Source organism: Roseburia sp. MSJ-14 (assembly GCF_018918225.1).
GTDB lineage: Bacteria > Bacillota > Clostridia > Lachnospirales > Lachnospiraceae > Petralouisia.
This window is the reverse complement of the sequence record NZ_JAHLQD010000050.1, coordinates 227,695-242,184: the sequence shown is the minus strand read 5'-3', so window position 1 is coordinate 242,184 and position 14,490 is coordinate 227,695. Positions and strand designations below refer to the sequence as shown.

At 38.0% G+C, this 14,490-nt stretch carries 9 protein-coding genes and 3 tRNA genes; 10 read left to right on the top strand and 2 right to left on the bottom strand.

The genetic code is table 11. The features are described 5' to 3' along the window. Positions 1-86: 86 nt before the first annotated feature. Positions 87-2,702, top strand: a complete 2,616-nt coding sequence (gene pulA, locus KQI83_RS14550) for a type I pullulanase (RefSeq protein ID WP_216559563.1) — start codon at positions 87-89, stop codon at positions 2,700-2,702. Positions 2,703-2,813: 111 nt separating this feature from the next. Here pulA and KQI83_RS14545 read toward each other — a convergent pair whose 3' ends face one another. Continuing rightward, positions 2,814-4,154 carry a butyryl-CoA:acetate CoA-transferase gene (locus tag KQI83_RS14545; protein ID WP_216559561.1) on the bottom strand — a complete coding sequence of 447 codons (1,341 nt, stop codon included), beginning with the start codon at positions 4,152-4,154 and terminating at the stop codon, positions 2,814-2,816. 244 nt (positions 4,155-4,398) lie between these two features. On the opposite strand from KQI83_RS14545, the gene KQI83_RS14540 reads away from it, so the two are divergent. The 9 genes from KQI83_RS14540 (at position 4,399) to KQI83_RS14500 (ending at position 13,034) form a co-directional block, all read left to right on the top strand. Beyond that, entirely contained in the window at positions 4,399-5,892 is a 1,494-nt protein-coding gene (locus tag KQI83_RS14540; RefSeq protein ID WP_216559559.1) for a methyl-accepting chemotaxis protein, read from the top strand. A 71-nt stretch (positions 5,893-5,963) separates the two neighbouring features. Further along, positions 5,964-6,036, top strand: a tRNA-Phe gene (locus KQI83_RS14535). A gap of 4 nt (positions 6,037-6,040) precedes the next feature. Then, positions 6,041-6,111, top strand: a tRNA-Gly gene (locus KQI83_RS14530). A 38-nt stretch (positions 6,112-6,149) separates the two neighbouring features. Then, positions 6,150-6,222, top strand: a tRNA-Gly gene (locus KQI83_RS14525). Between the two features lie 140 nt (positions 6,223-6,362). Then, a complete protein-coding gene (locus KQI83_RS14520) occupies positions 6,363-7,406 on the top strand; it encodes an HD-GYP domain-containing protein (RefSeq protein ID WP_216559557.1) in 1,044 nt (347 codons plus the stop codon). A gap of 43 nt (positions 7,407-7,449) precedes the next feature. Further along, positions 7,450-8,025, top strand: a complete 576-nt coding sequence (locus KQI83_RS14515) for a TetR/AcrR family transcriptional regulator C-terminal domain-containing protein (protein ID WP_216559555.1) — start codon at positions 7,450-7,452, stop codon at positions 8,023-8,025. A 163-nt stretch (positions 8,026-8,188) separates the two neighbouring features. Next, positions 8,189-10,273, top strand: a complete 2,085-nt coding sequence (locus KQI83_RS14510; protein WP_216559553.1) for an efflux RND transporter permease subunit — start codon at positions 8,189-8,191, stop codon at positions 10,271-10,273. A gap of 17 nt (positions 10,274-10,290) precedes the next feature. Continuing rightward, on the top strand, positions 10,291-12,429 hold the full coding sequence (locus KQI83_RS14505; protein ID WP_216559551.1) for a hypothetical protein: 2,139 nt from the start codon (positions 10,291-10,293) through the stop codon (positions 12,427-12,429). 23 nt (positions 12,430-12,452) lie between these two features. Beyond that, a complete protein-coding gene (locus tag KQI83_RS14500) occupies positions 12,453-13,034 on the top strand; it encodes a manganese efflux pump MntP (RefSeq protein ID WP_216559549.1) in 582 nt (193 codons plus the stop codon). Between the two features lie 85 nt (positions 13,035-13,119). Here KQI83_RS14500 and KQI83_RS14495 read toward each other — a convergent pair whose 3' ends face one another. Beyond that, a complete protein-coding gene (locus tag KQI83_RS14495; RefSeq protein WP_216559547.1) occupies positions 13,120-14,490 on the bottom strand; it encodes an NCS2 family permease in 1,371 nt (456 codons plus the stop codon).

Below are 14,490 nucleotides of genomic sequence, written 5' to 3'. Positions count from 1 at the left end.
CAACACATATAAAAGAAAATTGATATGTACACCCTTTCATTGGCTCTTTATAATATAGGTAATAAGGACTAATGGGAGGGTTTTTTATGAAAAAATTAAAAAAGCTGGCTGCTGTGCTATTAGCAGTCTCAATGCTGTGCCAGATAATTGGGTGTTCAGGAAAAAATAGTACTGTCACATCTAAGACACAGACAAAGGATGCATCACAATCGCAGGAAATTACAGTAAATTTGCATTATTTGCGAAGTGATGACAAGTATGATGGATGGAATGTATGGTTTTGGACAGATGGTGATGGCAAATCCTATGAATTTGATGAAAGTAACAAAGATGATAATGGAGTAGTAACTACCATTTCATTAGCACCGGAAACCATGCAACTTGGGTTTATCATAAGATTAAATGAGTGGGAATCCAAAGATACGGACGGAGACCGTTTTGTGGATTTGGCAGAAGTGATTTCAGGAACAGTGGATGTTTATGTAACTTCAGGAGAAGAGGACTTTAAGGTAGTAAAAGGAGATGACGTACAAACTGGTATTAGTGTGTATGACGTTCAGGTAAAGGATGACTACCAAACAGTGGAATTTAAGGTTTCCAGTGAATTGAGCCAGAAAGACGTCAAAAAAATTAAAATTTTGGATGGAGATTTAAAAGAAATGGAAACAACAGAAATTTCAATGGACAAGAAAAAGGGTACTGCAAAAATCAAAGGTACATTTGAGAAAAAAGGTGATTACTATGTATCTTTAGAAGGTGGAAATCCTGTACAGGCAACTATGCCGGATATTTACTCTACGGAAGAGTTTGAGTCAGAATATGCTTATGATGGTGATGACTTAGGAGCAACCTGGACCAAAGATGCAACAACCTTTAAAGTATGGGCACCAACCGCAGATGCAGTATCTGTGAACCTCTATAAAGAAGGAGAAGCAGGAAAAGACGATAAAATCGAAACCGTAGAAATGAAAAAGGGTGATAAAGGCGTATGGAGCGTGGAAAAATCCGGAGATTTAAACGGCGTATATTACACCTATACGGTAAAAGTAGATGGTCAGGAAAACGAGGCATGTGACCCATATGCAAAAACAACAGGTGTAAATGGAAATCGTGCTATGGTAATAGATATGGAATCCACCAATCCGGAGGGATGGGATGCAGATGTACGTCCGAATACAGACCTTAACATTACAGATGCGTTTATTTATGAACTTCAGGTGCGTGACCTTTCTGCGGATGAAAGTTCAGGAATTACCAATGTAGGAAAATTCTTAGGGCTGACAGAAACAGGAACAACAACACCAAGTGGTATTTCTACCGGATTAGATCATATGAAAGAGTTGGGAATTACACATCTTCATTTGAATCCGGTATATGATTTTGCTACCGTGGATGAAACAAAATTAGACAGCAATCAGTATAATTGGGGATATGACCCAAAGAACTACAATGTACCGGAAGGTTCTTACTCAACAGACCCATATCATGGCGAAGTGCGTGTAGAAGAATTCAAGCAGATGGTAGAAACACTTCATCAAAACGGTATCAGCGTAGTTTTGGATGTGGTATATAATCATACATACAGTGGAGAAGATTATTGCTTCAACCAGATTGTACCTGGATATTTCCATAGAATTAACGAAAACGGAGTATGGTCCAATGGTTCCGGATGCGGAAATGATGTTGCATCAGAAAGAGCAATGGTATCAAAGTATATTGTAGACTCTGTAACTTACTGGGCAAAAGAGTATCATGTAGATGGTTTCCGATTTGATTTAGTAGGATTGACAGATGTAGATACAATCAATGCGATTCGAGCTTCTTTAGATGAAATTGATCCATCAATTATTATGTATGGAGAAGGTTGGAGCTTAGATACACAGACAACCAAAGAAGGTGTAAAACTGGCAACTCAGACCAATGCAGTTGATATGCCTGGAATGGCACTGTTTTCTGATAATATCAGAGATGCAGTAAAAGGAAGTGTATTTGAAGCATCTGAACCGGGATATGTAAATGGTGATGTAACCGGAACTTACAGTACAATTATGAAATCAGCTGAAGGAAAGCCGGGCTGGTCAGCGACAGCATCTCAGGTTATCAATTACGTTAGCTGCCACGACAATCTTACCTTATGGGATAAGTTAAATTCCACCAGTGCAGATGACACCTTGGAAGAAAGAATCAAGCAGAACTTATTGTCAGCCTCTATTGTTTATACTTCACAGGGAGTACCATTTATTTTGGCAGGAGAAGAAATGCTTCGTTCCAAGGTAAAGGATGACGGAACCTTTGATGAGAACAGTTATGCATCCCCAGACTCTGTGAATAGTATTAAATGGAGTAACTTAGATGATGAAAACACCAAGATGGTATATGAATTCTACAAGGGATTGATTGCATTCCGTAAGGCACATCCATCTCTTCGTATGGAAAGTACAACAACAGAGCAGATTGAATTTTACAATCAGGGAGAAAATAAAGGCGTTATTGCATACCAGATTGCACCGGAAGCAGATGGCGCATCAGGAAATGTATTTGTTATCTATAATCCATTAGAAAATGATGTTACCGTAACACTTCCGGAAGGAAAATGGGATGTTTATGTAAAAGGACAGACAGCGGGAAATGAAGTACTGGAAACCGTAAGTGGTGATGTCAGTGTAGAATCTGTTTCCTGTATGGTATTGGTAAAAGAATAATAGTAATATGTAGAGAGAAAGTAGAAAAGTAAAAAAGTGGTTGATATCTGTAAGTAACAGATACCAGCCACTTTTGAATGTAATAGGAAATTGTGTCAGAAACAATAAAAATTATTTGTTGCTTCTTCTCCAAATATGCATCTTTTCAGCTTCTTTGATTAACTCATCTCTGAAGTCAGGATGTGCAACAGAGATAATCTTTTCACATTTCTGCCAAGCAGATAATCCTTTTAAGTTAACCTTACCATATTCGGTTACCAAATAGTGAATGTTTGCACGAGTATCGGTAACAACAGAACCTGGATGAAGAGTAGGAAGAATTCTGGACTTCACTTCACCATCCTTTGTTGTGAAGGTAGAAGAACAGCAGATAAAGCTCTTACCACCATTAGAAAGGTATGCACCAAGTACAAAGTCTAACTGTCCGCCTGCACCACTGATATGTTTGATACCGGAAGTTTCAGAACTTACTTGACCAAATAAGTCAATATCTACAGCATTGTTAATGGACATGAAGTTATCTAAAGCAGCGATAGAACGGATGTCATTTGTATAACTTACAGGTGCACTACACAATTCAGGGTTTTCATCTAAGTAATCATACATCTTTTTGGTACCGGCACCAAAACCATAAGTCTGGCGATAACGGTCGATATTCTTCTTAGAACCGTTGATTTTTCCGGCTTTGGCGATGTCTACGAAAGCATCAACATACATTTCAGTATGTACACCTAAATCTTTTAAATCAGATTCGGCAATCATAGAACCAACAGCGTTTGGCATTCCACCAATTCCAAGTTGCAGACAGGCACCATTTGGAATCTCTTCTACGATTAATTTTGCAACAGCCTTGTCTACGTCAGTAGCTGCTCCACCACCGCCAAGTTCACCGATTGCAGGATTCTCGCCTTCTACAATAAAGTCTACTTTGGAAATATGGATACCGTTTTCAAAACCACCTAAACAACGAGGCATGTTTTCGTTTACTTCTACGATGATTTTCTGAGATGTTTCACATACTGCAGCAAGGTGAGAAGCATTTGGTCCAAAGTTAAAGTAACCATGCTTATCCATTGGTGCAACCTGGAACATTGCTACGTTGTTTTTAGTATCTGATTCACGGTAATAACGTGGTAATTCAGAGTAACGAATTGGTGCATAAAAAGCACAGCCGCGGTTGATTAATCTACGTTCAATACCGGACATATGCCAAGAGTTCCAAGTAAAGTGTTCGCCGGCATCTTCACGTTCAAATACTGCCAATGGTTTTAAAAGAATACCGCCACGAAGATTTACGTTCTTCAATTCGTCAGTACGTTTTGCCAGTGCTTTGTCTAAAGCGTCAGGTGTTCCGGTACACCATCCATAATCTACCCAGTCACCTGAATTGATGATTTTTACAGCTTCCTCAGCAGATACAAGTTTCTGCTGGTATTCCTGATTGAAATCCATGATATGACCTCCTTAGAAAATTAAGATTGTTAAATTTGTAACATACTTGTATATTAACACCTTTCGCCTTAAGGGTCAATAAGGGAGTGAGAGTAAAATACTTAAAATCTATGGAAAAATATAGCAAAACTCGGGGAAAATCATAAAAAAATATGGAAGAAAAAGGCGAAATATATTATAATAAGGAAGATAAAGGGAAAAAACCGTAAACAATTTTGGATGGTTGGCCTGTAAGGAGGAAAATATGGAAGAAAAGAGTAAATTTCGATTTAACAATGAAAGTGAAAGATATCATGTATTAAATCGACTTTTTGTACTAGCCACAGATGCACTAATGGTGATTTTCTTAATATTCTTGTGGTTAAAGTTTGCCATGAAGAGCATGTCGCTTTCGATAGCAATAGAAAATACAGTAGTTATTTTAGTTGCAACGCTTATCAATGCAATTATATTTTTTGGTAAGAAAGATCATAAACAATTAAAAACAATTATTTCAGTAGAAATAGGGGTGGAAGTATTTCTGTTAGGAGTACAGACAGATGCAGCATTTCTTGGTTTGGCATTGGTTTGTGCATTAGCAGTACAAATCCCATATTATGATAAAAAGAAGTATATGGTAACTGTTTTTATTTATGTGGGATTATATCTGATAATCGAGATACTTCAAAGTGTAACAGGAAGGGTGGTGCAGGATGTAGGAGCCGTTTGTTCTGTACTGATGATGTTAGGAGCTTTTTATGTGTTGATTCGTGAAGGAACGATTTCTAAAGCATTTAGTGCTCATGCGCTGGGAGCAGTGCATGAGCAAGGGAAAAAGCAGAAAGAAATGTTAGAAGATATTGTTTCTATTTCCCAAACAGTAAAAGAAGAATCTGATAAAAGTACGGATATGGTAAATAGCCTTGTAGAAACAACACAAACAGTTACCAGCAGTATGCAGGAGATTTCCTCTGCAACCAATTTAACTGCACAAAATATTGAAGAACAGAACAATATGACCCAGAGTATTCAAGAGGCAATTGATATGACAGGGGAAAGCTCCAAGAAGATGGTAAATATTGCCACAGAGTCCAATCAAAGCATTCAAGAAAATATGCAGGTAATGGAGAGCCTGAAAGAACAATCTGCACAGATTGCCAATACCAATAGTCAGGTAACGGAATCCATGGAGCGACTTCAGAATAAGACAAAAGAAGTGGAAAATATAGCAGGAATGATTCTGAATATTTCCAGTCAGACCAACTTATTAGCATTAAATGCATCCATTGAGAGTGCAAGAGCAGGAGAAGCGGGAAGAGGATTTGCAGTAGTAGCAGAGCAGATACGTCAATTAGCGGAACAGACCAGAAGTTCCACAGAAGAGATTACCAGAATTATTAATGAATTAAATGAAAATGCCAATGAAGTGGTTATTTCCGTAGAAAGTTCTGTAGGGGCGACTGAGAGTCAGAATGAAATGATTTTATCTGCAGTGGAGACATTTGAAAAATTAAATTCCAACATGGTAGCGTTAATCGGAAATATACAGGAAATGGATGAAAGAATTACTAATTTATCCGATTCCAACAATAAGATTGTGGAAAACATTTCGCAGCTTTCTGCAACCACAGAAGAAGTAACTGCAAGTGCAGAACAGGCAAGTAATATGAGTGTACAGAATCTGGAATTTGCCCAGCAGGCAAAGGACGCAATTGACCAAATTAAAAGCACAGCAGATAGTTTGGAACAATACATTTAAAAAATATAAAAAAAGGTATTGACAATTGTGTAAAAAACAGATAAAATAATACCGTTGCTGAAACGCAGCGGGCCCAGTTAGCTCAGTTGGTAGAGCAGAGGACTGAAAATCCTCGTGTCTCTGGTTCGATTCCGGAACTGGGCACTCCGCGGGTGTAGTTCAATGGTAGAACACCAGCCTTCCAAGCTGGATACGTGGGTTCGATTCCCATCACCCGCTTATAATATGAGATACATTGTATTTCGTATGTTATATATGCGATAGTGGCGTAGTTGGTAACGCGCGACCTTGCCAAGGTCGAGACCGCGGGTTCGAGCCCCGTCTATCGCTCTAATAGAACTTAGTAACCACTAAGTTCTATTTTTTTGTTTTGTAGCATTTCAATTTTTTTTGTAATATGTTAAAATAAAAATCAGAATAAAAGATACTTGAGAGAAAAGAATGAGAGAGTAATCGGGAGGAATTGCAATATGCGGTATATGCCCATATCTAGAATAGAAGAAGGGATGGCGCTTGGTCAGGATATATATGATGGAGAGGGAAGATTGATTCTTGGTAAGCATTTGATACTAAATGACGAATATATCCGTAATTTATCTAGTCTTGGATTTCCGGGAATTTATATTGATGATGAATTTTCGGAAGATTTAATTATTCCGCAGGTGATTCGGCCAGAGGTAAAGAGGGAAGCATTAAAGAAGGTACATGACTTATTTTTGGAAAATCCGACTTTACCAATGGAGCAGCAGAACTTGCAAAAAGTTGTCATGGACGTTATGGAAGACGTATTAAATAATGGCGATGTTATGTGTAATATGTTGGATGTCAAGACATATGATGATTATACCTATTTCCATTCTGTAAATGTAGCGGTATTGTCAGCAATGATTGGTGCCGCATGTAATATGAATCAGACGGAATTAAATATTCTTACCACGGCAGCAATGCTTCACGATGTAGGAAAACGTTTTTTGGAGAAAGATATTTTATGTGCGCAAAGAGAACTTACCGAAGAAGAACGAGAACAGATCAAACAGCATCCGAAGTTAGGATATGAGTTTTTAAAGGATAATTTTGAATTTTCCAGTCATGTTTATACAGCGGTATTACAACATCATGAGTGGTACAATGGTGGTGGTTATCCACAGCAAAAGTCAGGAACAGAGATTTCGATTTATGCGCGCATTATTAAGTTGGTGGATGTATATGATGCATTGACTTCTAAGGTACCATACCATGAAGCAGTATCGCCTTCCGAAGCGGTAGAATATATCATGGCGAATGCAGGAGCAGAATTTGACCCGGAATTGGTAAATATTTTTATGCGAAAGATTTCAGTATATCCGGTGGGGTGCGAGGTAGAACTTTCGGATGGAAGAACAGCAGTGGTTATGGAGAACTACCGAGACTTTATTTTAAGACCGAAAGTAAAAGTAATACCGGATGGAGAGATTATTGATTTGAAATCGGATGAAAAGGCAAGGTGCTTGACGATATTAGAACTTTTAATGTAGAATAGGGAACAAACGAGGGAATTTACAACAGGATGGTGAAAGTGTGGCAGCACAGATTAAGGAGACCATAGATATACTACTGGCAGAGAGCTTTAAGGAGTTAGCATGCCAGCAGCCTATTGAAAAAATTACAATCAAGGAAATTACAGACAAAGCAGGGGTTATCCGACCAACCTTTTATAACCATTTTCAAGATAAGTATGAATTATTAGAGTGGATTATTAAGAAACAGATATTAGAGCCAATTCGGCCATTGATACTTGCGGGGATGGTAGATGAAGGATTGGTATTGATGTTTACTACGATAGAAAAGGAGAAGGAATTCTATAGTAGAGCAGCACGATTAGAAGGACAGAATTCTTTCGAGGGTATCGTAAAGAGATGTATTTTACAGACGTTATCCGAGGCATTGCAGGCGGAGCACCCAAGACAACATTCTAAAAGGGGAAAATACCCATGGTTAAATGCCAAGAATGTGGCAGAGTTCTATGCCCAGTCTATGTGTTTTGTTGTAATTGACTGGATAAAGGGTGGAATGAGCATTACACCAAGAGAGATTACAGATGTCTATAATTACATCATGTCAACCCCGATGAATGAAGTATTGAAGGAATTGTAAGGTGTATGTGAAGAATATACACTTCGGTATATGTGTAAAGAGTAAAACGACAAATCTATAAAAATGTATAATTGAATTATACAGCCGGGAAAGATTGAATATGTATTTATTCAGTCTTTTTTTTTATACTTTACCATAGAAAAAAGAAAGAGAGTGTGAGCAAATGATTAAATTTGGAAAAAAAGTCGTTAAATTCAGAATACCAATTCTGATTATCAGTTTCTTGTTGCTGATACCGGCTACCTTTGGATATGTAAATACCAGAATTAATTATGATATTTTATCCTATCTGCCAAGCGACATTGAAACAATGAAAGGGCAGGATATTCTGCTGGATGAATTTGGAACAGGCGCATTTTCCCTATGTGTAGTACAAGGGATGGATGAAAAAGATGTAGTTTCGTTGGAAGAACAAATGCGAGAGGTAGAACATGTAAAGGATGTTCTTTGGTACGATTCTCTTGCAGATATTTCTATTCCAATGGATATTTTACCGGATGAAGTAAAAGATGCATTTAATAATGAAGAGAAAAACAGTACTTTAATGATTGTTACTTTTGACACATCCATGTCAGCAGATGAGACATTAGATGCAATTCAGGAGATAAGAGGTCTTACAAAGAATCAGTGCTTCTTAAGTGGTATGTCAGCTACCGTAACCGATATCAAGAAGATTTGTAACAGTGAGGCTGTTATGTATGTAGTAATTGCGGCTGGCTTATCTGCAATCGTATTAGCATTGACTATGGATTCTTTCCTGGTTCCGGTATTCTTCTTATTAAGTATCGGAATGGCAATCCTATATAATTTAGGAACAAACTTTGTGAGCGGAGAAATTTCCTTTATTACACAGGCGTTGGCAGCGGTATTGCAGTTGGCGGTAACCATGGATTACTCCATTTTCCTGTGGCATAGTTATCAGGAGAATCAGGAACGATTCCCGGGAGATAAAAATCGTGCTATGGCGCATGCGATTTCTAATACCATTACTTCAGTAGTGGGAAGTTCTATAACAACTGTTGCTGGTTTCGTGGCAATGTGCTTTATGACATTTACTCTTGGTATGGACCTTGGTATTGTTATGGCAAAAGGTGTAGTAATCGGTGTAATCGGATGTGTAACGATTTTACCAGCTATGATCCTTGTATTTGACAAGGCAATTGAAAAAACAAAGCATAGAGCAATCATTCCGGATTTAGGAAAAATCGGAAATTTCGTAACAAAGAAATATGTAATATTTATTGTTCTGTTTTTAGTAATATTAGGACCTGCATTATATGGATATACACACAACGAAGTATATTATGACTTAGCAGGAACTTTGCCGGATGACTTGGAAAGTGTACAGGCAAACAACAAACTGGAAGAAGAATTTGATATGGGCGCAACCGACATTATTCTTGCAGATAGCAATCTGTCCGCAAAAGACGCATCTGCAATGATTGATGAAATCAAGAATCTTGATGGTGTAGCCTTGGTATTAGGAAAAGATGCTTTGATTGGACCGGCAATTCCTACAGAGATGATTCCGGACGATATGTTAAAAGATTTAGATAACGGAAAATATCAGATGATTTATGTAATGTCTGAGTATAAGACAGCGTCTGATGAAGTAAATGCACAGTGTGATGCTATTAAGGAAATCATCAAGAGATATGATAAGAGTGCAATGCTCATTGGTGAAGCACCTTGTACCGAAGATTTGATTACAATTACAGATAAAGACTTTAAGACAGTAAGTACCGTATCTATCGTACTAATCTTTATCATTATTGCAGTAGTATTAAAATCAATTTCCTTACCGGTTATTCTGGTAGCAGTTATTGAATTTGCAATCTTCATTAACATGGGTATTCCGTCTTATACAGGAACGGTATTACCGTTTATTGCATCTATCGTTATCGGAACAATTCAGTTAGGAGCAACGGTTGACTATGCAATTCTTATGACTAATAAGTATAAGAGAGCAAGAAGCCGAGGAGCAGAAAAGAGAGAAGCAATTGCAACAGCATTGAACAGTTCTTTACAGTCTATCGTTGTTAGTGCATTGAGTTTCTTCGCAGCAACATTTGGTGTAGGTATTTACTCCAGTATTGATATGATTAGTTCTTTGTGTACATTGTTAGCAAGAGGAGCAATTATCAGTTTGTTCGTTGTAGCATTTGTTTTACCTGCAATGTTCATGGTATTTGATAAATTGATTCTTCATACAAGTATCGGATTTAAACCAGAAAAAAGTGAAAAATAGAAAGTGAGGAAACAAATATGAAAAATGTAGAATTAAAGAAAAGATTCAAAAATAAATATGTGATTCGTATTGCAGTAGGTGCAGTTACCATTGCAGTATTAGGAACCGGAGTAGGCGGTGCATACGCTGTACATGCAGAAAAAGCAAAGACAGAAGAAAGCGCAGAAACTCAGAATGCAGATGCAGATACAGAAGATAGCACAAAAGATGCAGAAAATAAATTGTTAAATGCATTGTCCGGAGATGAAACACAAACAGAAGAAGCTGGAAAAGAAGAAACTGTTTATGTAGTATCTAAGGCTGATGGTACAGCAGATAACGTAATCGTAAGTGAGTGGTTAAAAAATAAAGACGGAAGCGATACCATAAAGGACGCATCCGACTTAAAGGATATTAAAAACGTAAAAGGAGACGAAACTTTTACACAGAATGGAGACGAAGTAACCTGGGATGCCAAGGGAAATGATATTTATTATCAAGGAACTACGGATAAAGAGCTTCCAGTTACCGAAAAGATTACTTACTATCTTGACGGAAAAGAAGTAACACCGGAAGAAATTGCAGGAAAGAGCGGAAAGGTAACGATTCGTTTTGATTATACCAACAATGAAAAAACTACACAGGTTGTAGATGGCGAAGAGCATGAGGTATATGTTCCGTTTACTGTTATGACCGGAATGATTCTTCCGGAAGATTACAGTAATGTAGAAGTTACCAATGGTAAAGTAATTTCTGATGGTAGCAAAAAAGTCGTTGTAGGTGTTGCAATGCCGGGACTTAAAGATAGTTTACAGATTGAAGACGGTGATTTAGATGCAGATGTAGATATTCCGGATTATGTAGAAGTAACAGCAGATGTTGAGAACTTCTCCTTAGATATGACAATGTCTGTCATCATGAATGATTTATTGGGAAGCACAGATTTGGATCAAGCATTTGACTTAACAGACTTAGAAGACAGCATTAATACTTTATCTGATTCTTCTAAACAGTTAGTAGATGGAAGTAGTGATCTTGCAAAAGGATTAGACACATTAAAGAATAGCATGAAGGAATTCTCATCCGGTGTAAATACTTTAAAAGATGGTGTTACTTCTTATACAAATGGAGCTTCTGAAATCAATGCAGGTGCAGCAGCATTAGATACCGGAATTGAATCATTAAGCCAGGGAGTATCTACTTTAACTTCTGCATTAGGAACAGCAATGAGCGACAGTGAAAAGCAGGCAGTAGCAGCACAGGCAGATGCAGCAGTAGAAAGTAATTTTGCAGGCGGTACGTCTGATGCAATCGCAGCACAGGCAGCAAGCCGGTTTGAGCAGACCATGAAGGGAAGCAAGAGCGCAGTAGAGCAACAGATTAGCAGTCAGCTTGCAGGAAGTGAATTATATACAACCATGGTAGATGCGGTATATAATCAGAAGATTTTTGAAGCATATCAGGCACAGAAAGATACAGTAGATGCTGCAATTGCAGCATATGCAGCACAGGGTGTAAACCTTTCTATTACAGATGTAGTAGAGCAGGGATATCAGGCGCAGAAGGGACACACAATCAGAAGTGAAGTGGAAACTGGAGTCGCACAGCAGCTTTCAGGAGCAGCAGGAACAATTGCAGATGGTGTTACAAGTGGAATTGCAGAACTTGGAAAACAGCAGATGGGAGCAAGTGTGGCAGATGCGTGCAAGACAGCAGCCAAGACAGCAGCAGAAGCAGCAGCAGTAAGTGGTGCAGAAGGAGCAAAATCCCAAATCGCAGCACAACTTCAGCAGTCTGGTTTGATGGAAGGTGTTGCAAAGTTAAAGAGTGGTGCAAGCCAGCTTTCAAAGGGAACTTCAACATTAGTATCTAATAACAATGCATTAGTAGACGGTGCCAAGGCATTAGCAGAAGCAACTTCTAAGTTAGCAGAAGGGGTAGACAAGTTAGAGAGTGGTTCTAATGAGTTAACCGAAGGTATGGCAAAGTTTGATGAAGAAGGAATTCAGAAACTGGTAGATGCTTACAACGGAGATGCAAAGGAATTATTAAATAAATTGACAGCAGTAGTAGATGCCGGAAAAGAATATCAGACATTTACAAAGGTTGCAGATGGTACAAAAGGAAATGTGAAATTTATCATCCGTACAGAAGCCGTAAAAGCTGATGAGAAATAATTATCAGACTGGAGTGCAGAGATATGAGTGTCTTAGAAGAACTGATTGTTTTAGCGGGAATATCGTTGGATATATTCGCAGTTATGGAGTGTCAAGGTTCCTTGATTGCTAAGGTTCAAAAGAAACATCTTGCAATTATATGCAGTATATTAGTAATCGGTCAGGTATTGGCACTTGGAATTGGAAATTTTCTTTCTGTACTTCTGCGCCGTTATCAAACTTACGATTATGAGGTTTTTCTAGAGGAAGTGCTGGCGGTGGTTATTTTCCTTGGTATGGGAGTTAGATTATTACTGAAAGCATGGAAAAATGAGCGCATTATAGAACGAAGAGAAGAAAAACTAAATATTAAAGAGTTTGTGTATCTCTATATACGAAGTAGTGTATTTACACTATTAGTAGGAGTTGCATTCGGATTCTTAGGATGTGGCATGTTAAGAGTATTGGTTATGGCAGTAGTGATGACAGTGGCAGTAACCATACTTGGAATGTACACCGGATATCGATTAGGGTTTGAACACAAAGTGAAAGCGTATATAGCTGGAGGAATACTTCTAATAGCAGCTGGAATCGATGTAATCGTTAGATATATTTTCTATATGTAGATTAGTGTTAAAGTAAAAAATATGACAACCAAAAAGCTCCCCTGCAATTTGCAGGAGGAGCTTTTTGGTTGTCCGTATTGTAATTTTATAAGAAAATATATTTCAATATGAAAAGAACGGTCAGTACATACATAAGAGCACTGATTTTCTTTTCCTTAGCCTTTCCTGTAAGAAGGTTAATTAATGTCCAGGAGATAACTCCGATAGCGATACCTTCTGAAATGCTGTAAGCTAAAGGCATTGCAATAATGCATAAGAAAGCAGGGATTGCATCGGACATATCGTCAAAGTTAATCTTCACAACAGAACCCATCATATAGAATCCAACGATGATCAAAGCCGGAGCAATGGCAAAAGAAGGAATACTTAAGAATAATGGGGAGAAGAAAACGGATAACAGGAACAGAAGTCCGGTTACTACAGAAGTAAGTCCGGTACGTCCGCCGGCTGTTACACCAGATGCACTTTCTACATAAGTAGTAGTAGTAGAGGTACCGAAGATAGCACCAATACAGGTAGCGATTGCATCAGAAAGTAAAGCAGGTTTGATTCTTTCCAATTTTCCTTCTTCGTCAAGCATATCTGCTTTAGAAGAAACTCCGATTAAAGTTCCAATGGTATCGAACATGTCTACAAATAAGAAAGAGAACATGATGATTAAGAAGTCTCCCAGTGGAAAGTTCTTGAAGTCTAAGGTAAATACTGCACCAAAGGTTTCCTTGAAAGAGGAAAAGTCAAAGCTTACGATAGCGGCAGGAATTGTAGAAGCCATACCGGCATCAGCATCTGGAACATAGATACCGGTGAGTTCACAGACAATACCTAATACCCAGGTTACTAAAATACCAACAAGGATACCGCCCTTGACATTTTTAATTAATAAGATAGCAGTCACTAAAACACCAATCAGTGCAAGGATAGCACCAATACCAACGGAATGGAAGGTATCACCTTTAAAAGTCTGATAGGTAAGTAAAGTAGAATCGCTGTTTACGATTAACTTAGCATCCTGTAAACCGATAAATGCAATAAACAAACCGATTCCCACACTTACTGCGGACTTTAAAGTAGTAGGAATGGCATTAAAGATTGCTTCACGAACATTTGTTAATGATAAGATAATAAATACGATACCTTCAACAAATACGGCAAATAAAGCCAATTTCCAAGAATATCCCATACCAAGGACAACAGTGAAGGCAAAGTAGGCATTTAAGCCCATACCCGGAGCTAAAGCAAATGGGTAATTAGCAAGTAATGCCATTAATAAAGTACCCACAAAAGAAGCTAATGCAGTTGCAATTAATACTGCGTTAGAGTCCATGCCCGCTGCCGATAAAAGATTTGGGTTTACGGCAAGAATATATGCCATAGTCATAAAAGTAGTAAACCCTGCAACAACTTCTGTTTTTGCGGAAGTGTTGTTTTCTTTGAGTTTGAAAAACTTTTCAAGCAT

Excerpts from the sequence above, each read along its gene's own strand:
- KQI83_RS14520 (WP_216559557.1), top strand. The coding sequence starts at position 6,363 with ATGCGGTATATGCCCATATCTAGAATAGAAGAAGGGATGGCGCTTGGT.
- KQI83_RS14495 (WP_216559547.1), bottom strand. The coding sequence starts at position 14,490 with ATGCTTGAAAAGTTTTTCAAACTCAAAGAAAACAACACTTCCGCAAAA.
- KQI83_RS14540 (WP_216559559.1), top strand. The coding sequence starts at position 4,399 with ATGGAAGAAAAGAGTAAATTTCGATTTAACAATGAAAGTGAAAGATAT.
- KQI83_RS14500 (WP_216559549.1), top strand. The coding sequence starts at position 12,453 with ATGAGTGTCTTAGAAGAACTGATTGTTTTAGCGGGAATATCGTTGGAT.
- pulA (WP_216559563.1), top strand. The coding sequence starts at position 87 with ATGAAAAAATTAAAAAAGCTGGCTGCTGTGCTATTAGCAGTCTCAATG.
- KQI83_RS14510 (WP_216559553.1), top strand. The coding sequence starts at position 8,189 with ATGATTAAATTTGGAAAAAAAGTCGTTAAATTCAGAATACCAATTCTG.
- KQI83_RS14545 (WP_216559561.1), bottom strand. The coding sequence starts at position 4,154 with ATGGATTTCAATCAGGAATACCAGCAGAAACTTGTATCTGCTGAGGAA.
- KQI83_RS14505 (WP_216559551.1), top strand. The coding sequence starts at position 10,291 with ATGAAAAATGTAGAATTAAAGAAAAGATTCAAAAATAAATATGTGATT.